This is a genomic window from Escherichia sp. F1 (assembly GCF_046764225.1).
Lineage (GTDB): Bacteria > Pseudomonadota > Gammaproteobacteria > Enterobacterales > Enterobacteriaceae > Escherichia > Escherichia coli.
Genome location: NZ_CP177202.1, coordinates 3,882,000 through 3,901,800, shown reverse-complemented (window position 1 = coordinate 3,901,800; position 19,801 = coordinate 3,882,000). Strand labels below are relative to the sequence as shown.

The following is a 19,801-nucleotide window of genomic DNA, read 5'->3' as shown; positions in this document are numbered from 1 at the left end:
TTCTCTCTGAATTAAAAAAACGTAATGCGGCTCTGTTCCATATCCAGCGCGCTGCGTACCCGGAATGCCATCGGGTAGGGCTGCGTGAGGATCTCGCCGCGAATTTCAAACTGTAATGTGTTATGGCCGCTCTGGTGGCGCTCATCCTGAAGTGGGATGATTTGCAGGGTGGACGCTTTCAGCCGGGGTTCAAACCGGATGATGGTACGCAAAATGGCCCTGCGAATATCGTCCCACTTGTGTTCATACAGAAAGCTGCCCGCCAGTGGCGGCAGGCCGTAGTTCAGTACGGACGCTGCCGCGTCCGGATAACGTGCAGCATCAATATCATCTTCATGGCTGACGGTGTTGAGCAGAAATGACAAATCCCGGCGAATGATCTCCTTAAGCTGAACCGGGCTGACGCTGATATCGTGGTCGCGTTTCTGGTTTGGGGCATCATCACACAGGCGGTCAAACAGCGTGGGCAGCAGGTGATTGCCCGGACGCTGGCGGGAAGCGCTCACGCGTCGCTTCCTTCAGCGGTGTTAAAGGTACAGGTGGACAAATCCAGCAGGCTGATATCGCCGTGACCGGTGAGCCACACCCTCTGACCCAGCGCCTGTACCAGAGTCTCTCCCGGCCCGTCCTGCCAGACCGTTTCCCGGCACAGACGCAGGGAGTCGGCAGCCTTTTCAGAGCCGCTGTAGCGGGAAAACAGCCAGGCACTGTGTGTGTCGCCATTATTCAGTGTGACGTTGACGGGTTTCCAGATCAAATCGGTCAGATGCGCAGGCCGCGGCGATTTTAGCGAACAGATTTGTGAAAACGGCAGCCAGATATATACTCCGCCCGCGATGAGTTCGAGTACCGGACCGGTACGGGAGTCGCTGTCGCTAATCCAGTCAAATGCGCCGCCATTCCACTGCCCTGCAGTATCTGTTATGGCCTCAAGTGCGCGGCTGCGGTGGGCGTCAGCTTCCTGCGCTTCACCACGAGCGTTACAGGCGAGGGCGGTCAGCAGATCCTCCATCCAGGCGGGCGGCGGGAGAATAAAATCGGGCCGCTGTTCTCCCTGAAAGCAGGCGTGGCGGTATATCTCACAGCGTATCAGCTCGCCAAATACCTGCGCTTCGCGGGTATAATTTGCGTCCATCCGGGCGCATAGCTGGATCTGTTGCAGTGCCCGCGACCAGTAGCCTGCCACGCACAATAACTGAAATAGGCTGTGGCGGCGGGAGGCCTGCGCCGGGTGCATCCTGACCTGCTGCTCTGCCATTTGAATGCCCTCCGCCACGGAATAATCCCGCAGCAGCGCCGACAGGGTAGCCGGTAGCTCGTTATTGTTTGTCATGAGATATCTCTCCGTGTTGTGCCGGGTTTATCCGATAATGGCTGTCAATGCCAATGATGCGATGCTCTTTGCGTGTCAGGTCGGGTAGAACGGTGTTATGCGCTGTTTCCGGTGCGCATTCCGGGGATAGCAGGTGCAGGATATCTGGGGGCGTCTTTTCGGCAGGCCAGGCGGTTTCCCCTTCGCCGGTGGCGTCCAGGACATCGAGAATAGCGTCAATGCTTAACCCGCCAGTGACCATATCCTGCAATGTCTCGGCTTCAGTGACCAGATCACGCAATGAATCCAGATCCTGTGAGGAGGGCTCTTCGTTAAAGGGAAAAGGATCAGCATGGCGATGAAGATCTTGTTCAGGAGATAACAACGCCTCGCGGTATTCCTGATAAAGTCGAGTCAGGGCATTTTCTTTTTTAGCATCTTCTCCAGTGGAGGAGGCTCCATGAACAGGAATGATATCGAATGGATTTTGTGATGTCAGATGCTGCTGCCTGAACCAATCCAGATCCAGATATTCGGTTATTGTTTCCGACATGGTGGCAGTCTGCGATGTCGTTTTTACTGCGCTCAGGTCCGGAGATGATGGATTGCCGTGCACAAGGCACCATGAAGATAACCCCCATTCTATCAGGTCGCCTTCATTCAGACGCATACGGTGATGAGGTTCCACAATCTGGTCGTTTACCGTACAGCAATATTCGGTAGACTGATTGATAATCCACCATGCTTCTTCGTGGCGGGTCAGACTGAGGGCAATCTTTACATCATCATTCACCTCAAAAACAGGAATCCAGGGTGAGGTAACGGTGAAGATAATTTGGGTTCCTTCAGTCGCGTAAATTGTGTTATCGGCGATCCCGTGCGCCTGTATTTTTTGGAGTCCCCACGTAATATTTGGTTTCATTGTGTATCACTGTGTAGAGTGTTTCTTTCAAAAGAATAAGTTTTCTAAATTTTAGATAAGCAATGCTGATCAATTTACTTTATCAATATAAGTTTTCGCGGAAATATATAGTGGCGATTTTCAATTTAATATATTCATGGTATGTATGAAATTGGCTTGCTCTATTGAATATCACCATGAAAAAGATACTACCTGCTATATTACATTGTGTTCTGTGATATGCATCATTGTTTCATTCGGCCTTTTTGATAATTCTATTAATTAGAAGTTTTAATCGGTACAGTTATGTTTATGTATCATTTATATGTTCTTACATCATTAGGTGTAACAGATGGACACTCCTGTTTCGCGCAGTGCACTGTATGGAAAGCTAACCAAATCTTTGTTTAGATCTTTGGAATCTGCGACGACGTTCTGTAAATTACGCGCTAATCCTTATGTCGAACTGACGCATTGGTTGCATCAGTTAATACAACAACCAGAGAATGACATTCACAATGTGCTTCGACATTATCAAATAACATCTGCTGATGTTGAGAAGGCGTTAATTCAGCAATTGAATATATTGCCTGCCGGAGCGAGTGTAATTAACGATTTTTCCCATCATATCGATCTTTCTGTTGAAAAAGCCTGGATGTTGGCAAGTATCCGCTTTGGTGATCAAAAAATTCGTAGTGGATGGTTATTACTTGCCTGGTTAACCACGCCAGAATTGTATCGGGTGTTAAAAAATATCTGTGCGCCATTGGCAGGGCTACCGGTAGATGAACTATTAGATATTCTTCCGTCTTTAATCGCTTCATCTCCTGAATTAACAGAAATACCTTATGACGGCTCGGATTTAAATTTTGCAGTACCGGGGGAAGCTAGCCAGGTCTTTGCCGGCGAATCAACCGGAAGTAAATCCGCGCTGGCGAAATACTGCCAGGACATGACTGCGCTGGCCCGTGAAGGCAATATCGATCCGGTCACCGGCCGCGAACACGAGATCCGTACTATGACGGATATTCTGCTGCGCCGCCGCCAGAACAACCCGCTCCTGACCGGCGAGGCGGGGGTCGGGAAAACGGCAGTGGTGGAAGGATTCGCGCTGGCGATTGCCGGGGGGGAAGTGCCGCCTTCACTGCGTAACGTGCGGTTGCTGTCACTGGATGTTGGAGCGCTGCTGGCTGGGGCGTCCATGAAGGGTGAATTTGAATCCCGCCTGAAAGCTTTGCTGGAAGAGGCCGCGCGCTCGGCGCAGCCGGTGATACTTTTTGTTGATGAAGTTCACACCCTGGTGGGCGCTGGTGGTACATCCGGTACGGGGGATGCTGCCAACCTGCTGAAACCGGCGCTGGCGCGTGGCACTCTGCGCACCATCGGCGCAACCACCTGGAGCGAGTACAAACGCCATATCGAAAAGGATCCGGCGCTGACCCGGCGTTTTCAGGTATTGCAGGTTGCTGAGCCGGAAGAGGTTGCGGCTGTTGAGATGGTGCGCGGATTAGTCACCACGCTTGAAGAACACCATGATGTCCTGATTCTTGATGAGGCCGTGCGCGCCGCCGTACAGCTTTCTCACCGTTACATTCCGGCCCGGCAACTACCGGATAAGGCCATCAGCCTGCTGGATACGGCGGCGGCCCGTGTAGCGCTGTCGCTGCATACCCCGCCTGCGAGAGTCCAGTATCTGCGCCAGCAGCTCAACGCTGCCGAACTGGAGCAGGAGTTGTTATTAAAGCAGGAAAAAATGGGTATCCGCTCGGAGCGGGGCGATGTACTGACGGCGCGGATTATATCGCTTAATGCCGATCTTTCTGACACCGAAGCGCGGTGGCAGCAGGAACTGGAGTTGGTTCGCAGTTTACAGGAGCAACGCGGCGCAGCGCCTGGCGAGCGCGACGAAATCACTCTACAACAGGCAGAAACGGCATTAAGAGGCTGGCAGGGTGAAAACCCCGTCGTGTACCCGGAAGTCAGTGCAACCGTGGTGGCAGAGATTGTCTCCGACTGGACCGGTATTCCCGCCGGACGCATGGTGAAAGATGAAGCCAGTCAGATACTGGAATTGCCCACCCGTTTGGCGCAGCGTGTTACCGGGCAGATGGATGCGTTGGCGCAGATTGGCGAGCGTATCCAGACCGCGCGGGCGGGTTTAGGTGACCCGCGTAAGCCTGTGGGTGTCTTTTTGCTGGCCGGGCCGTCCGGAGTAGGCAAGACTGAGACCGCGCTGGCACTGGCAGAAGCAATCTATGGCGGTGAACAGAATCTGATCACTATCAACATGAGCGAGTATCAGGAGTCTCACACAGTCTCCACTCTGAAAGGCGCGCCGCCTGGCTACGTCGGCTATGGCGAAGGCGGTGTGTTGACGGAAGCGGTACGCCGCCATCCCTGGAGCGTGGTATTGCTGGATGAAATTGAAAAAGCCCATCACGACGTCCACGAGCTGTTCTTCCAGGTGTTTGATAAGGGGGCGATGGAAGATGGCGAAGGTGTCCACATCGATTTCAAAAATACCACGCTGTTGTTGACGACTAACGCGGGGGCGGAACTTATCAGCCAGCTCTGTGAGGATCCGGCGCTGATGCCTGATTCGGCAGGACTAAAAGAGGCGTTAATGCCGGAGTTACGTAAACACTTCCCGGCGGCTTTCCTGGGGCGTGTGACGGTTATTCCTTATTTACCGCTGGATGAGACCGCGCGTGGTGTTATTGCCCGCCTGCATCTTGGCAGATTGATGGATCGGATGGCGGAGCAGCATGGCGTTTCACTGGTGTATGGCGATGAACTGATTACGCATATTGTGTCGCGCTGCCCGATGCACGAAACCGGCGCTCGTTTGCTCATCGGCTATATCGAACAACATATCCTCCCACAACTGTCCCGTTATTGGTTGCAGGCGATGACAGAGAAAACGGCCATCACGCAAATCCGCATTCGTGTTGATGAGGATGAACAGATTATTTTTGAAACGGATTAATGGAGCATCCTTATGGCAAAAGAATTAAGTGGCGCACTGTGGGTCAGTCGCTTTCCTGGAAGTTCTTCCACTAATGATTTGCAGGGGACTTTTCGTGCATCGGTAGATAATTTTTTGCGCGCGCTTGGTAATGCGCGTGCAAGGGTCAGTATCTCTGCAACATATCGCCCTCCCGCCAGAGCATATCTCATGCACTGGTCATGGTTGATTGCTCATGAAATCGTTCAGGCAAAAAACGTCCCGGCGATGGAGGGGGTGGATATTGAGTGGGTTCACCCGACTGAGCAAGCCTCGCTTGAAGCGGCGCAGGCTATGGTTACGGCCTATGGTATGAATAATCTGAATGTCGCGCCTGCACTGAGCTCCAACCATACACGCGGTACTGCGATAGATATGAATATCAGTTGGAGCGGAACATTAACAATTGCGGGGAGCAATGGTCAGAATGTTGCAATTAATACACTACATCGAACCGGAATGAATGCCCAGCTTCAGGCGGTAGGTCTGGGTTACGGCGTCAGAAAATTTGTAGGCGGAAATACAGATATACCCCACTGGTCAATTGATGGACATTAAGTATGACATTTCGTTATCCGGTGTTGTGGACATTCCTGTTAATGATGTTCGCTTTCAGTGTTCAGGGGGAACCGTCTTTACCACAGGATGTACAGCATTTTCTGAGTAATGCGGAAATGTGCCAGCATCTTGCTGGTGAATGGGACAGTTCTTTACCAGAGAAGGATAAAAGAGACATCGAAAAGGGGGTTGATACCTGGTGTCCTCCGGCGAAGAAATCACTCCCTGTGCTGCGGGAAAAGTACAAAGAAAACAAAGAGATTATAAAAATACTCTCTGCGTATGATTTTTAAACTGTACCGTCGAACCGCTCCCCTGGTGGTCGTCGGCTCACTGATAAGGAAATGAAGGATTATGGCTATCAACAACAGCGCGCAGAAGTTTATTGCCCGCAACCGCGCGCCCCGCGTGCAGATTGAGTATGACGTTGAGATTTACGGCTCCGAGAAAAAAATCGAACTGCCGTTTGTCATGGCGGTGCTGGCCGACCTGGCGGGTAAACCGCGTGAAGAGCTGCCGCCGGTCACCGATCGTAAATTCCTTGATATTGATATCGATAACTTCAACGAGAGGATGAAAGCCATTGCGCCGCGCGTGGCGTTTGCTGTCCCCAATACGCTGACGGGCGAAGGGCAGTTAATGGTCGATATCACGTTAGAGAATATGGACGATTTTTCGCCTGCGCAGATTGCCCGTAAGGTGGATGCCCTGAACCAGCTGCTGGAAGCGCGTACTCAGCTTGCCAACCTACAAACCTACATGGATGGTAAAGCGGGAGCAGAAAATCTTATCAACAAACTATTACAAGACCCTACGTTACTGAAAGCTCTGGCTAGTGCGCCAAAACCTGTCGCTCAACAGGAAAGTGTCTTATCAGGTGAAACGGGAACAGCAGACTAACTGCGATTTTATTAAGGAACTTTCATGGTAAACGATACTCTTCTGGCGACTGGCGAACTCTCTGCTGCGCAAACCACTGCCTATCAGGACACTGAATTTGATTCGCTCTTGGATAAAGCCTTCCGTCCCAAGACACCTCAGGCAGCAAAGGCTGTTGAGGCAGCAGTTCAGACGCTGGCCCAACAGGCTTTGACAAATACCGTCACCGTCAGTGACGACGCTTATAAAAGTATTGCTGCGATTATTGAGCAGATCGATTTCAAATTAACTGAGCAGATCAAACTAATCCTGAGTCATCCGGAATTTCAGAAACTGGAGTCCTCCTGGCGTGGGATGGAACATTTGGTTTACAACACTGAAACCGATGAAAAATTAAAAATCCGTTTTATGAATCTTTCAAAGGATGAATTGCGGAAAAATATGAAGCGTTACAAAGGGATCGCCTGGGATCAAAGTCCCATGTTCAAAAAGCTTTATGAAGCTGAATATGGACAGTTAGGCGGAGAACCTTACGGTTGTATCATTGCGGATTATTATTTTGATCACACGCCACCGGATGTAGATCTGCTCGGCTCCATTGCCAAAGTGGCAGCCTCAGCCCATGCGCCGTTTATTGCTGGGGCCTCTCCGTCAGTGTTGCAGATGGACTCCTGGCAGGAACTGGCTAACCCGCGTGATCTGACCAAAATTGTGACCCAAAACCTCGAATACGCACCGTGGAACTCGCTGCGAAAAAGTGAGGATTCTCGCTACATTGGCCTGACGATGCCACGTTTTCTCTCCCGTTTGCCTTATGGTGCGAAAACAAACCCTGTCGATGAGTTTGATTTTGAAGAAGATGCGGATGGCGCAGATCACAGCAAATATGTCTGGAGCAATGCCGCCTATGCAATGGGTGTAAATATCAACCGCTCTTTCAAACATTACGGTTGGTGTACGTTGATCCGCGGTGTTGAATCTGGTGGTGCGGTGGAAAATCTGCCCTGTCATACCTTCCCGACCGATGACGGCGGCGTGGATATGAAATGCCCGACAGAAATTGCCATCTCTGACCGTCGTGAAGCTGAACTGGCGAAAAATGGTTTTATCCCACTTATCCACCGCAAAAACTCTGATTACGCCGCCTTTATTGGCGCTCAGTCTCTACAAAAACCGCAGGAGTATTACGATCCGGACGCTACGGCCAACGCCAATCTCTCAGCTCGTTTGCCATATCTTTTCGCCTGTTCACGGTTTGCGCACTTCCTCAAATGTATCGTGCGCGACAAGATCGGCTCGTTCAAAGAGCGTGAAGATATGCAGCGCTGGCTCAATGAGTGGATCATGAACTACGTCGATGCCGATCCGGTGAACTCCTCACAGGAAACCAAAGCTCGTCGCCCACTGGCAGCTGCTGAAGTGGTGGTGGAAGAGGTGGAAGGTAATCCGGGTTATTACGATGCCAAATTCTTCCTGCGCCCGCATTTTCAGCTTGAAGGGTTAACAGGATCACTGCGTCTGGTCACAAAACTGCCGTCGGTAAAACAGGGTAATACCTGATTTATTATATTTCATAAAGCTTGTGATGCAGATTTTTTAGAGGGTAAAGAAAATGGGTAGACCTTCATTTAATGAGGCATGGTCGGCATTTGGAAAAGTGAATTTTCCCGTTGCTGATGTCGGTCGTATAATTGGCGGAAATGTTGGGCAAAATATTTCAGGTGGCTATTTTGAAAATGCTTGTCCAATTCGTATGAGTTATGTTTTGAATGCTACGGGATTTTCGATATCCCGTAGTTCTCCCTATGCAACGGTTAGTGGTTCTGATAAGAAATTTTATATTTATCGTGTGAATGATATGATTGAACATCTGACCCAGATTATGGGGAAGCCAGATCTTGTCATTAATAATCCAACTCCTGGTGACTTTACAGGTAAAAAAGGCATCATTGTTGTAAAAGGCCATGGCTGGAGCAATGCTCGGGGACATGTAACATTATGGAATGGTAGCGTTTGTTCAGATCAATGCCATCTACTAAATGATCCAGATAATGGAACATTTGTTCCTGAAGTCGGAATCCTGTGGGTACTACCATGAAATGGCTGAAATTAATATTTTGGGGCCTCTGTGGGCTACAGATATGTCAATTATCTTATGCTCAGGAAGCATTGACTGAAAAATATTCTCAGTCAGAGCTCTTACGCAATTGGGCTTTGAGTCATTGTTTGTCATTGGTGTATAAAAATGATGCCGTTCAGGATGATGCCAGAGCTACAGCTAGTGCTTATCTTGAATATGGTCAGCAACCTGTAGAAATTTATCGTGAAATAGATGCGATAGCGAGAAAATATGCATCATTAAAATATGATGGTTCTATAGCATCAGACTTCAGTACTATGAAATGTATAGATTTCATTCATGGAAATGAATTGGATGAGTTGATTTCCAGGAGTGTTAAGAAATGAAATATATTCAATCCTTTGTTCTGCCGATTCCATATGTGGAAGAGTGTTGTAAAGTAATGGTTTATTTGTAAGCGGATAAACCAAAATTAATTTAAATAAAAGGTATGAAATATGTCTTATGATATTTTTCTGAAAATTGACGGCATTGACGGCGAGTCAATGGATGACAAACATAAAAATGAAATTGAGGTGTTGAGCTGGCGCTGGAATATCCACCAGGAGTCCACCATGCACGCGGGTAGCGGTCTGGGATCCGGCAAGGTATCCGTAACTAATCTTTCATTTGAACACTATATCGATCGCGCCAGCCCGAACCTGTTCAAATACTGCGCCTCCGGCAAACACATTCCGAAAGCCGTGCTGACCATGCGCAAAGCAGGCGGCAACCCACTGGAATACCTCAAATACAGTTTTACTGATTTGATCGTAGCAATGGTTTCGCCCAGCGGGAGTCAGGGGGGAGAAATAGCTTCTCGTGAGTCAGTCGAACTCTCTTTCAGCACCGTGAAGCAGGAATACGTGGTGCAGAACCAGCAGGGCGGCAGCGGCGGCACTATCACGGCAGGTTACGATTTCAAAGCTAACAAAGAAATTTAAGCAACATTTTCCCGGCCAGGTATATAGCCTGGCCGGTTTTTATTATTTGATTTTAAAGGAAATTACAGTGAATAAATGGCGTAACCCCGGTGGGTGGTTATGTGCGGTAGCTTTGTCTTTTGTCTTCCTGCTTTCCGGGTGCAGCATTGACAGCGACGACGTGCCGGACCTGATGTCACAAAGACTCGATCTGGTGATTAAGGCTTCCGATAAGGTGAATCCTGACAATCAGAAAAAAGCCGCGCCCATAGAGATACGCGTTTATGAACTGAAAATTGATGCAGCTTTCACGGCGGCGGACTGGTGGTCCCTTCAGGACAATGACAAGGCTGTTCTTGCCGATGATTTACTCCACCGCGACAGCTTTATCCTGCGTCCGGGCGAGGAGAAAAAATTACGCCGCGCCCTCAATAAGGAAACTACCACGCTGGGGATCCTCGCCGGATACCGCAATCTGGGAAAATCGGTCTGGCGGGCTACATATAAAATTCCTGATCCACCGGAAAAAAGTTGGTACAGCCGCTTTATGCCAAAGAAAAAAGTCGAACTGGATGCTGGCATAGAGCAAAGCGCCATAGTGATTAAAGAACGGGATGAGTAAATTATGAGTTGGAATAACCGGGTGGTCTGGAGTGAAGGACAATTTTTGTTGCCACAGATGTTTCAGCAGCAGGAACGCTATCTGGAACATGTCATTCATTATCGCAGTTTGCCTCTTTCACCTTTTTACTGGGGCTTCAATGAGTATGGTATTGGTAGTGAGGCGCTGAACATCGGAAAACTGGTACTTACGAAGGCTTCCGGGGTATTTGCTGACGGTACACCTTTTAATGCGCCGGGTCATACACCACTCCCGCCGCCTCTGACCATCCTTCCAGAACATCTTAACCAGTTGATTTATCTGGCTGTGCCAATACGTACGCCGAACAGTGAAGAAACCAGTTTCGACAATAACCCTGAATCACTGGCACGTTTTTCGGTACATGAAAGTGAAATCCGTGATGCCAATTCGCTGGGGCGAGGCGCGCAACTGCTGCAACTTAGCCACCTGCGCTTGCGACTGTTACCGGAAAAGGCGGTGACAGACGCGTGGATCGGCCTGCCGCTGACGCGCATCACAGCGCTGCATCCCGATGGTCGGGTCGATATAGACAAAGAATTGATCCCTCCAGTGGCGAACTACCAGGCCAGTACGCTGATATGTACCTGGCTATCCTGGATTAACGATCTGATAAAAATGCGTGCAGATTCACTGGCGGAACGATTGACGGGGAGCGACAAACACGGTCATGAAGCGGCGGAAGTGTCGGATTACCTGCTTCTGCAAGTTCTTAATCGTTTCGGCCCCTTATTGATCCATATGTCGAAAACGCCGCTATCGCCTGAAGTACTCTATCGTAACCTCTGCGCACTGGCCGGAGAACTATCTACCTACGTGCGTCCGCAAACACGCCGTCCGGAAGAATATAAAGAATATAAGCACCTGACGCCCTATGCCGGGCTGAAATCGGTGGTGGACGAGGTTCAGTATCTGCTGAATGCTGTGCTAATACGTGGGGCGCAGCGAATTCCTCTGGAAGAGGGAACTTACGGTATTCTCAATGCGGTGGTTGAACCTACCGAACTGTCAGATTTCAGCTCGTTAGTATTGGCGGTGAAGGCACAGATGTCCGCCGACACCTTACTACAACATTTTTCGGCTCAGACCAAAATAGGGCCGTCAGAACGCCTGCCGGAACTGATTCGCTCGCACCTTCCTGGTCTTGTTCTACAGGTGCTGCCAGTGCCACCGCGTCAGATCCCGTTCCAGTCCGGTTACATCTATTACGACATCCGCCGCGACGGCGTGTTGTGGGAACATATCGCCCGCTATGGTGGCATGGCAATGCATACCGCCGGAGAGTTTCCTGGACTGGAGCTGGAGCTGTGGGGAGTTCGCGATAAATGACCGACGATATTCTGACGCAACCTGCGGTGAATACCCTGCAATTACAGCCTTCAATGAGGGGAACAAGGTCGCCTGATAATGACGGTTACGATACGCTCGTCCAGGACAGCCTTCGCAGGGAAGATATAAAAGTGGTGGTTGAAGACGGGCCAGATTTGAAGCTCCGCTTGGCTGAGATCACTGCTGCTGTGAATCCTCTTTTGGCGGCGGCCAGCCCTCTGTTATGCGCGCTGGCGCAAATGCCCCGTGAACTTTCCCCTGGTTTTGTCGAACATTATCGCGCCCTACTGGAGCGTGAAGTCCGCCGGTATCAGACGCTGTGCGACCAGGCAAACCTGCGCCGCGAACATGTGCTGGCGGTACGTTACTGCGTGTGCACGGCGCTGGATGAAGCTGCCAACAACACCGTCTGGGGGCGACGCGGTGTCTGGGCCGGGAAGAGCCTGCTGGTGACTTTTCATGGCGAAAGTGAAGGCGGCATCAAGCTGTTTCAGATAATCGGGCGTCTGGCCGCCAGCTTCCAGGAGCACAGCGATGTACTGGAAATCATTTACCACATTCTGGGACTGGGTTTTGAAGGCCGCTACAGTGTACGGCCTGACGGGCGTAAACAACTGGACGATATCCGCCAGCAACTGCTGACTCAACTGGTCCAGCGTCGCGATCCGATCACGCCGACGCTCTCGCCGGGTTTTGCCGGTGCCGTTAGTGGGCGAATGCGGCGGATGCGCCGGGTGCCGGTCTGGCTGAGCGCCGGAATCACCCTGCTGATGATGCTGACGCTGTTTGGCCTTTACAGCCACCGGATGAACCTCGCCACCGAAACCGTACAACAGCGTATCGACGCCATTGGTAAAAATCTTCCGCCGCCACCCGTTCCGGTGCATAAACTGCGGTTGAAAATCCTGCTGGCGAACGAAATCGCCCGTGGCCTGCTGACGGTGGAGGAAGATGACCATCACAGCCGTGTAATCTTTCGTGGCGATACGATGTTTATACCGGGGCAGAAAACCGTGAATGATGCGCTGCGCCCGGTGATTGACAAGGCCGCGCGTGAGATTGCGCGTGTGGGGGGCGCGGTGACGGTGACCGGCCACACGGACAGCCAGCCGATCCACTCCGCTGAATTCCCGTCCAACCAGGTATTGTCGGAAAAACGGGCGGCGGAAGTGGCTTCACTGCTGACGTCCGGTGGTATTCCGGCCAGCCGGATCCGGGTTGTCGGGAAAGGAGATACCGTACCGGTGGCCGATAACCGTACTAAAACCGGACGGGCGCAGAACCGTCGGGTGGAAATTCTGGTGGTGGAGTGAATTAATATGACTATGGTTAGGTCAGAAAACTAACAATAAAATATGGTGTTCTGATCTGACTATTATTTTTTAACAAAAAGGAGATTGTGTAATGCCTTGGGTATACAAAATTAATGCACGTTCATTTTATTTAAATGGTAGCTATCAGTTCAATGCCAGATATTCTGGCAGACCGGGTTTTAAAGATGACTCTGTTAATGAGTGTGTAAGAGATAAGGGACCATTGCCAAGAGGTACATATACAATTGGACCTGCATTTTTTCATGCCAGAACAAGAGCATGGACGATGAGGCTCACGCCTTACCCCGAAAATCAAATGTGCGGGCGTGACGGTTTCATGATACACGGAGAGAGTTCAGCCCATCCAGGAGAAGCCTCTGATGGCTGTATAATTCTGGATTTACCTTATCGCAAGGTTATTGCTGCCAGTACTGATAAAATATTAGTGGTTGAGGACTAATATGTTCAAGGTAATAATCTGCCTGTTAGCTGGCATACCTGCAATTTCATATGCACAAAATGATGGTTGCGCTACGGTTGGAGCCTCAATAGAGTTGTCGTTATTTGATGCAATGAAAAGTGATTTGAATATAAATTCTTCTACTATTTTAAGAGATAAAACAAGGGTAGAAGTTCTTGATGTTTCTCCTGTGTCTAAGTTTTATGCAGAGTCTCTGGCTAAGATTGATTATGAGAAGGACAAAGCCAGAAATAAGAAGGCAATGTTAGATGAAAAATCGTATTTTGATAGCTACTATGAAAATCATGCTAAGTCTATTGTGGCAAAATATACCTATATTAACAATGACAGGGGGAAAGATGTTGTTATTGCATCCGGCCTTATTAATGAAAATGAGTGTTCCGTAAGATTCAATGGCTATATTATTCTATCCAGAGAATTTTGATGTATACACCTTATCCTTCAGGTTGCCTCTGCGTTGACTGCACTCGTTCACCCGAGTCACTTACCGGAATAAATGCTTCGGGATCCTCTCGCTTGCCGCCTTGATGCAACTCGAATGATTTTGTATATAAATTAAAATATTGAGCATAAACTTAATAATGACAACGTTGTTGCGTGATGATGTAAATAAAATGATGCTGCGAAATTTTATTTTTCAGGTTTAGTGATGTTTCGGATCGCCATCTACTTTTTTGTGCTGAATCGGGAAAACATTTTCAGCTTGTGGCCTTTTATTGTTGATGATTACAATGTGGAGTTCTGAACAATAATGCAAAAATTTCTCAGTATGCTGTTTTCCCGCCGCGCGCTGGCCGTTGTTGGCGTGGTGATGCTGGCGTTGCTGGTCTGGTTTGTTGGGCCGCTGGTGGCGTTTGACACCCTGCATCCGCTCGCGTCCGTGGGAAGTCGGGTAGTCACCATCGTTCTGTTACTGATGTTCCTCGCACTGTGGCTGGTTAACTGGTCGATGAGCATCATTGGCGTGACGGTTCTGTGCCTGGTCATCGGTTTTGTTTCACCCCTGCTGGCCTTCGGTGATGTTCATCCATTTGCGCCGCTGTGGCTGCGTCTGACGCTTATCGGTCTGATCCTGCTGACTTATGCTCTGTATGGCCTGTACCGGCTGTGGCGGGCGCTGCGTCTGGATGAACAACTGCTGCGCCGTTTCCTGCATCCGCGTGGGGAAGACGTACCTGTGGCAGGGGAAATTAAAGCCGACCTGCGTACCGTCAGCCATATTGTCAGCCGCGCCATCCGGCAACTGAAACAACTGCGTGTGGATCTTCCTGGCTGGCGAAAAGTCCTGGAAGGAAAGCGTTTTCTGTACGAACTGCCGTGGTTTATGGTTATCGGCAGCCCCGGCGATGGTAAAACCACTGCGCTGCTTAACACCGGGCTACAGTTTCCGCTGGCGGAGCAGATGGAGCAGACCGCGCATATCCTCACCGTGCCGGGCGGCGGCACGCTGCACTGCGACTGGTGGTTTACCAACGAAGCAGTGCTTATTGATACCGCCGGGCGCTATGCCCGACACGATGACGGCGGCGAAATCAGCGCGACCCAGCGTAACGCCGGGGAATGGCAGGGGTTTCTGGGGCTGCTGCGTAAACACCGCCCAGGCGCACCGCTCAACGGCGTGATCCTGACGCTGAACGTGGCGGATCTGACCGCGCAGTCCCCGGCGGAACGGCTGGCTGCCTGTGCAGCTCTGCGTGCGCGGCTGGCGGAACTGCGGGAGACGCTGGGCATTCGTTTTCCGGTCTATCTGGTTGTCACCAAGATGGATCTGCTGCCGGGCTTTACGGAGTATTTCCGTGGGTTGACCAGTCACCTGCGAGCCCAGGTCTGGGGCTTCACCCTGCCTTACAGCCGCAGGCGTCACGCCAGCGATCCGCAGTCGCTGCATGCGCTCTGTGGCCGGGAACTGGCAAACCTGACACAGCGGCTGGATCAGGGGCTGGATACCCGGTTGCAGGAAGAGTACGACCTTAAAAGCCGTCAGCGGCTCTACCGCTTCCCGCGTGAATTTGCCGCGCTGGGCGCGCCGCTGCTGGAAGCTATTGAACAGATTTTCCTCGATTCAAAATTTGATGCTACCCAGCTTAACAACACCCTGCGCGGCGTATTTTTCACCAGTGCCGCGCAGGCGCAGGCAGACGCGGTGGCCGATCAGACAGGCATCTGGCAGCGTTTTGTCCGGGCGATCAAAGGGAAGGCAGATTCCCCATCCCATACCCTGCCGGACGGCAACCGCAGCTATTTCCTGCACGATCTACTGACGCGGTTTATCTTCCGCGAAGCGCACCTGGTGGAGCCGAATCTTCAATGGGCCTGGCGTTACCGCCTGCTGCGTACCGGCGGGCATCTGCTGGTACTGGCGCTGGCTTTCTGGTTGTGGCAGGGAATGCAGGGTAGCCAGCAGGGTAACAGCGGTTATCTGAATGAAATCGCCAGCCGGACGACCCAACTGGATGGTGATGTCAAAGCCTATACCGGAAAACCTGCTATGCAGCCTGTTCCGGCCCTGCTGAACCAGGCGCGGGCGCTCTCTGCCTGGCCGGGGCTGGACCCGGACTCGCCGCCGCTGGCCTGGCGTTATGGTCTTTACAGCGTCCCGCCTGTGATGGAGAGCGTGGCCTCCCTGTATGACCGCCTGCTGGACCAGCTACTGCTCCCTCCGCTCGTGAAACGAATGGAATATGTGCTTTCAGATGCGATTGCGCGTCAGGACAGCAAAGCCGCCTATGACGCCCTGCATGTTTATCTGCTGCTGAACCTCGATAAGGACCACGAGGACAAATACAACGCGGCGGAGATCCACGCCTGGGTGCTGAACGATCTGGACAACCGCGACAGCGTAGCGGAGTTTGGCGGTCGCGCAGCCGTGCTGGAGCATATTGACGCCCTGTTTGACGGCAGCCGCGTGGTGCATTCGCCCTGGGAAAAAGATGAGGGGCTGATCCGCCAGGCGCGGGCCTTCCTTGACGGCCATACCAGCACTGAGCGTATCTACACTCGAGCCCTGGCTTCCATGGAGAGCGAAGCACCGCAGTAGTTTTCGCTGGTTCGCGCTGTGGGCGCGGATGCGGGAACGGTTTTTGTCCGCACGGATGGCGCGCCGCTGGACAGGGGCGTGCCCGGCATCTTCACCCGCGAAGGCTACCGGGAACTGTTCGACAAACGGCTGTCGGAGTTTGTCGCCGCCGCATCAGCGGACGACGCCTGGGTGATGGGCCGGGAAAACGCACAAAAAAAAACGACTGATATTGTGATGAGTCAGCTACCGGGGCAGGAACTCCCGGTTACCCGTGAGGTACGTCGTCTGTACCTGGCTGAATATGCTCGCCGATGGCAGGATTTTCTGGCAAGCATTCACAGCATCAACAGCGCCGGGGAGGACGGTAGCCCTGGACTAGCGTATGACCTTCAGGTGCTCCGCACTCTGGCCTCGCCGGATTCCCCGCTGATGCGCCTGAGTAAAGCGGTGGTGGAGCAGACCACGCTGGTGCCGCCGCTGGATGCGCAGGCCAGACAAAAGCAGATGGCCCAGCGCGCGCAGGACCGGCTCTCCGGCAATGCGGGAAAAGCGGTGCAGACGGCGAAGCTGTTGCAGGACATTCACCCGGAAGAGCGGCTGGAAAAATCACTGGTGGATGACCGCTTCGCCGCCCTGCGGGAAGTGGTTTCCGGGCGGACGGACAGCGGGCAGGGCGGCGGCGTGCCGCAATTAAATTCGCTGCTGACGATGCTCAATGAGTATTACACCCAGCTCACCATTGCCGACAGTGCGCTGGCTGCGAGCACTCTGCCGGGGCGCATTTCTGCGGCGGATAAACTGCAACTGGAGGCGGCAAAACTGCCCGCGCCGCTGAAAAATATTCTGCTGGATCTCACGCAGCAGGGAACGCGAAAAATCAACGCCGGCACCGGTGAAGTGCTGAACGCGCAGATGGAAGCGGTGATCGGTGATGAGTGCCGCGACGCCATCGACGGGCGCTACCCCTTCACCGACAGCCCGCAGGAGGTCAGCGCGGACGATTTTAACCGTATCTTTGCCAGCGGCGGCGTGCTGGATGCCTTCTGGACGAAGCAACTGGCCCCACTGGCGGACACCGCCAGCAACCCGTGGCGCTACAAACCGACCGAAGGCAACATGACCTTACAGGGGCCGGACCTGACGCCGTTTCAGGAGGCGAAACAGATCCGCAGCGTGTTTTTTAACGGCGACGGCGGGAAAAAGTTCTCCTGGGCGATGCAGGTCCGCGTCGTGGATATGGACCCGGCCATCACCGAACTGGTGATTGACATTGACGGCCAGGTACTGCGTTACGCTCACGGCCCGGTCAGGCCGCTGAAAGTTAACTGACCGGGTCCGCGCAACGGCTCAATGGCGGAAATAACCGCCAGCCCGCGCATCCGCCAGGACACCTCGACGCTGCTGACTAATGGACCGTGGGCGCTGTTTCACCTGCTGGATGCGGGAAAAGCGCAAGAAACGGCGGTACGGGGAACACAGCAGGTGGAGTACAGCTTTGATGGTCGGCGGGTGATACTGGAAATCACCGCCGGACGGGATTTTGACCCAGTGGATCGCGGACTATTGCAACGCTTCGCCTGCCCGGAGCGAGCGCTGTGATTCGCCGGGCAGTGGTATCGGCTCCGGCGATGTTCGGCAGACTGCCGGACCAGCGGGACTATGTGCGCTGGCGGGTGAGTGCGAACGAAGGGCAGGTGTGGCAGGCGTGGCTGAACCAGCAGACGTGGCTGGGACAGGGGCGGCATATTGTTCTGCCGGAAGGAACGGATGCTGCGAAGACCGGAGTAACTGACGGTTGGATGCATCTGTCACCGCGCGAGAAAACGGCGGTGCCGGAACACCATCCGCTACCGTGGAGCTTTGTTTTATCGCCGGGATTTGTACCCATTGGTGGGCGCGATGAGTGGCTGACCGGGGTACTGACCGCCTCGCGTGACAGTATGGGCAGGCCGTGGCCACTGGTGATTTACCAGTGTGCCGGGCGGGAATGGCTGGAAGAGAGCCTGGATGACACACAGGGCTGGCTGTACTGGCTGGCGCGGCTGGTGGCGGCGCAGGTTGCACCACAGGCGGAACGGCGCGGGCGACTGGCAGAGCAGGCCGACCAGCTCTGGGCGATGTGGCGACCGGGGCAGCGCTGGACGCAATGGCTGCGCGGCCTACGACGTGTGCCGCAGCGTAGCCGGGAACTCACCGGGCTGCCGGATGCGCCGGTAGTGGAACTGCCCGGTGTGCGCCACCTGCCGTGGCCGGGCTGGCCGGACAAAATGCTGACGCAGGCGCAGCAGGGGCAGGGCTGGTTCTGGCAGCAGAATAGTGAAGGGCGGTATGTGGATGCGCTTCGGCTGGATATCCGGCCGCATTAAAAATAATCAGACAAGGAGTAGTGAATCATGGGGTCTTGTGATAAAGCCTGTAATAACACTGGTGCAGTCAGGTTTGTACAGCAATATCTGAAAGAATGTGAATTAATCGCTAAGCAACTTGATGTGCCTGTGGAAAATATCCTGGGGCTTGCTGCAAAGGAGTCCTTTTACGGGCAGGGTAGAATCGCGACAGAATACAATAACTACTTTTCCATGCATGGTCCGGCACCTTTACAGTCAGGAGAGGTTCACCCGCTGGGGAGTAATCAAGTGTGGGTTGCCACTTATACCTCTTTTTCAACTAGCGGAAAGTCCTTTGCAATCCGATTTGGTAATGCGGTCAGAAATAAAAAATCTCCGGAGCAATTTGCGCAGGCATTGATTGATTCTGGTTTTAATTCAGGTAAAAACAGTAATGGCGGCCATACCGGTTATGCTAGTGAGTTAGTGGGGGTGATTAATATGGTTAAGCGGAGAATAACATGTCCTGTAAATTAATATCAGCATTGCTTATCATGGTCGTGTCCGTGAATTGTTGTGCTGAAATTCTTATCAGGAATGTGCCGCGGTTTGATCTAGCGAATGTTAACCAGTCAGGTCTTACTGAAACACAGGCGCAGGCATTATTGGTTTTTTCACTAAAAAATGAAAAATATAATGTGGAATTGTCTGGGGTTTTTCTTGACGGTTCTCTGAAAGATAAAAAAGGTAACCTGTTTCATCCTGGGTATTTTAGTTTTGGGGTAGGTTATGATTCTCCTTCCGCCGGTGCGACAGATGTGTGGGGACTATTTTCAGTTAGCCCTGTAACTGGTGATATATGGGAAGAGGATTCATGCAGGAGAATCTCATTTCCCGCGCTGCAAAAAATACAAAAAGGAATAATGAAAAAAACCGGAGCAACGTTTGCCAGTGAAGTGGTTCAGCGCCGGGGGCTGGATTGTACGGATGAGTAGT

Annotated in this window: 19 protein-coding genes and 1 pseudogene; 17 read left to right on the top strand and 3 right to left on the bottom strand. The window is 52.2% G+C overall.

The annotated features are described in order from the left end of the window. Positions 1-11: 11 nt before the first annotated feature. The 3 genes from tssE to tagK are packed head-to-tail and all read right to left on the bottom strand — an operon-like array spanning position 12 to position 2,234. Complete coding sequence (gene tssE, locus ACK8NJ_RS18750; RefSeq protein ID WP_001276638.1) at positions 12-506, bottom strand: type VI secretion system baseplate subunit TssE; 495 nt, start codon at positions 504-506, stop codon at positions 12-14. Continuing rightward, the gene (locus ACK8NJ_RS18745) at positions 503-1,333 is read right to left on the bottom strand and encodes a type VI secretion system accessory protein TagJ (RefSeq protein ID WP_000183805.1); all 831 of its coding nucleotides are present in this window, start codon (positions 1,331-1,333) and stop codon (positions 503-505) included. The genes tssE and ACK8NJ_RS18745 overlap by 4 nt, the downstream gene beginning before the upstream one ends. Further along, positions 1,320-2,234, bottom strand: a complete 915-nt coding sequence (gene tagK / locus ACK8NJ_RS18740) for a type VI secretion system-associated protein TagK (protein ID WP_000804008.1) — start codon at positions 2,232-2,234, stop codon at positions 1,320-1,322. Before tagK ends, ACK8NJ_RS18745 begins: the two co-directional genes overlap by 14 nt. A gap of 331 nt (positions 2,235-2,565) precedes the next feature. Between tagK and tssH the strand changes: the two genes are divergently transcribed. The 17 genes and pseudogenes from tssH (at position 2,566) to ACK8NJ_RS18655 (ending at position 19,800) form a co-directional block, all read left to right on the top strand. Then, entirely contained in the window at positions 2,566-5,199 is a 2,634-nt protein-coding gene (tssH, locus tag ACK8NJ_RS18735) for a type VI secretion system ATPase TssH (RefSeq protein WP_001308377.1), read from the top strand. Between the two features lie 12 nt (positions 5,200-5,211). Further along, positions 5,212-5,775, top strand: a complete 564-nt coding sequence (locus ACK8NJ_RS18730) for a hypothetical protein (protein WP_001040750.1) — start codon at positions 5,212-5,214, stop codon at positions 5,773-5,775. 2 nt (positions 5,776-5,777) lie between these two features. Then, the gene (locus tag ACK8NJ_RS18725) at positions 5,778-6,068 is read left to right on the top strand and encodes a hypothetical protein (protein ID WP_000144227.1); all 291 of its coding nucleotides are present in this window, start codon (positions 5,778-5,780) and stop codon (positions 6,066-6,068) included. A 61-nt stretch (positions 6,069-6,129) separates the two neighbouring features. Then, positions 6,130-6,675 carry a type VI secretion system contractile sheath small subunit gene (gene tssB / locus ACK8NJ_RS18720; RefSeq protein ID WP_000996814.1) on the top strand — a complete coding sequence of 182 codons (546 nt, stop codon included), beginning with the start codon at positions 6,130-6,132 and terminating at the stop codon, positions 6,673-6,675. A 24-nt stretch (positions 6,676-6,699) separates the two neighbouring features. Next, positions 6,700-8,214, top strand: a complete 1,515-nt coding sequence (gene tssC, locus ACK8NJ_RS18715; RefSeq protein ID WP_000245854.1) for a type VI secretion system contractile sheath large subunit — start codon at positions 6,700-6,702, stop codon at positions 8,212-8,214. Between the two features lie 52 nt (positions 8,215-8,266). After that, entirely contained in the window at positions 8,267-8,752 is a 486-nt protein-coding gene (locus tag ACK8NJ_RS18710) for a type VI secretion system amidase effector protein Tae4 (protein ID WP_000533467.1), read from the top strand. After that, positions 8,749-9,120: a T6SS amidase immunity protein Tai4 family protein gene (locus ACK8NJ_RS18705; protein ID WP_000871595.1), complete on the top strand. Its 372-nt coding sequence runs from the start codon at positions 8,749-8,751 to the stop codon at positions 9,118-9,120. The genes ACK8NJ_RS18710 and ACK8NJ_RS18705 overlap by 4 nt, the downstream gene beginning before the upstream one ends. A gap of 111 nt (positions 9,121-9,231) precedes the next feature. Further along, on the top strand, positions 9,232-9,717 hold the full coding sequence (locus ACK8NJ_RS18700; protein ID WP_000119441.1) for an Hcp family type VI secretion system effector: 486 nt from the start codon (positions 9,232-9,234) through the stop codon (positions 9,715-9,717). A 67-nt stretch (positions 9,718-9,784) separates the two neighbouring features. Then, positions 9,785-10,318 carry a type VI secretion system lipoprotein TssJ gene (gene tssJ, locus ACK8NJ_RS18695; protein WP_001045933.1) on the top strand — a complete coding sequence of 178 codons (534 nt, stop codon included), beginning with the start codon at positions 9,785-9,787 and terminating at the stop codon, positions 10,316-10,318. A gap of 3 nt (positions 10,319-10,321) precedes the next feature. Beyond that, positions 10,322-11,665 carry a type VI secretion system baseplate subunit TssK gene (gene tssK / locus ACK8NJ_RS18690; RefSeq protein WP_001316112.1) on the top strand — a complete coding sequence of 448 codons (1,344 nt, stop codon included), beginning with the start codon at positions 10,322-10,324 and terminating at the stop codon, positions 11,663-11,665. Further along, entirely contained in the window at positions 11,662-12,978 is a 1,317-nt protein-coding gene (gene tssL / locus ACK8NJ_RS18685) for a type VI secretion system protein TssL, long form (RefSeq protein WP_000128888.1), read from the top strand. The genes tssK and tssL overlap by 4 nt, the downstream gene beginning before the upstream one ends. 91 nt (positions 12,979-13,069) lie before the next feature. Continuing rightward, positions 13,070-13,438, top strand: a complete 369-nt coding sequence (locus tag ACK8NJ_RS18680) for a tlde1 domain-containing protein (RefSeq protein ID WP_001145945.1) — start codon at positions 13,070-13,072, stop codon at positions 13,436-13,438. Between the two features lies 1 nt (position 13,439). Continuing rightward, complete coding sequence (locus tag ACK8NJ_RS18675; RefSeq protein WP_000477415.1) at positions 13,440-13,883, top strand: hypothetical protein; 444 nt, start codon at positions 13,440-13,442, stop codon at positions 13,881-13,883. A gap of 327 nt (positions 13,884-14,210) precedes the next feature. Next, positions 14,211-18,077 (top strand): annotated as a pseudogene (gene tssM, locus ACK8NJ_RS18670) (type VI secretion system membrane subunit TssM). Next, positions 18,074-18,844, top strand: coding sequence for a TagF domain-containing protein (locus ACK8NJ_RS18665; protein ID WP_328180304.1), 771 nt, complete (start codon positions 18,074-18,076; stop codon positions 18,842-18,844). The pseudogene tssM and the gene ACK8NJ_RS18665 overlap by 4 nt, the downstream one beginning before the upstream one ends. A gap of 27 nt (positions 18,845-18,871) precedes the next feature. Continuing rightward, the gene (locus tag ACK8NJ_RS18660; protein WP_001316116.1) at positions 18,872-19,342 is read left to right on the top strand and encodes a glucosaminidase domain-containing protein; all 471 of its coding nucleotides are present in this window, start codon (positions 18,872-18,874) and stop codon (positions 19,340-19,342) included. Further along, on the top strand, positions 19,327-19,800 hold the full coding sequence (locus ACK8NJ_RS18655) for a hypothetical protein (protein WP_328117037.1): 474 nt from the start codon (positions 19,327-19,329) through the stop codon (positions 19,798-19,800). Before ACK8NJ_RS18660 ends, ACK8NJ_RS18655 begins: the two co-directional genes overlap by 16 nt. Position 19,801: the final 1 nt, after the last annotated feature.

Bases quoted from the DNA above. Each gene is read 5' to 3' on its own strand.
- ACK8NJ_RS18745 (WP_000183805.1), bottom strand. From the start codon at position 1,333: ATGACAAACAATAACGAGCTACCGGCTACCCTGTCGGCGCTGCTGCGG.
- tagK (WP_000804008.1), bottom strand. From the start codon at position 2,234: ATGAAACCAAATATTACGTGGGGACTCCAAAAAATACAGGCGCACGGG.
- tssH (WP_001308377.1), top strand. From the start codon at position 2,566: ATGGACACTCCTGTTTCGCGCAGTGCACTGTATGGAAAGCTAACCAAA.
- ACK8NJ_RS18730 (WP_001040750.1), top strand. From the start codon at position 5,212: ATGGCAAAAGAATTAAGTGGCGCACTGTGGGTCAGTCGCTTTCCTGGA.
- ACK8NJ_RS18725 (WP_000144227.1), top strand. From the start codon at position 5,778: ATGACATTTCGTTATCCGGTGTTGTGGACATTCCTGTTAATGATGTTC.
- tssB (WP_000996814.1), top strand. From the start codon at position 6,130: ATGGCTATCAACAACAGCGCGCAGAAGTTTATTGCCCGCAACCGCGCG.
- tssC (WP_000245854.1), top strand. From the start codon at position 6,700: ATGGTAAACGATACTCTTCTGGCGACTGGCGAACTCTCTGCTGCGCAA.
- ACK8NJ_RS18710 (WP_000533467.1), top strand. From the start codon at position 8,267: ATGGGTAGACCTTCATTTAATGAGGCATGGTCGGCATTTGGAAAAGTG.
- ACK8NJ_RS18705 (WP_000871595.1), top strand. From the start codon at position 8,749: ATGAAATGGCTGAAATTAATATTTTGGGGCCTCTGTGGGCTACAGATA.
- ACK8NJ_RS18700 (WP_000119441.1), top strand. From the start codon at position 9,232: ATGTCTTATGATATTTTTCTGAAAATTGACGGCATTGACGGCGAGTCA.
- tssK (WP_001316112.1), top strand. From the start codon at position 10,322: ATGAGTTGGAATAACCGGGTGGTCTGGAGTGAAGGACAATTTTTGTTG.
- tssL (WP_000128888.1), top strand. From the start codon at position 11,662: ATGACCGACGATATTCTGACGCAACCTGCGGTGAATACCCTGCAATTA.
- ACK8NJ_RS18680 (WP_001145945.1), top strand. From the start codon at position 13,070: ATGCCTTGGGTATACAAAATTAATGCACGTTCATTTTATTTAAATGGT.
- ACK8NJ_RS18675 (WP_000477415.1), top strand. From the start codon at position 13,440: ATGTTCAAGGTAATAATCTGCCTGTTAGCTGGCATACCTGCAATTTCA.
- ACK8NJ_RS18660 (WP_001316116.1), top strand. From the start codon at position 18,872: ATGGGGTCTTGTGATAAAGCCTGTAATAACACTGGTGCAGTCAGGTTT.
- ACK8NJ_RS18655 (WP_328117037.1), top strand. From the start codon at position 19,327: ATGTCCTGTAAATTAATATCAGCATTGCTTATCATGGTCGTGTCCGTG.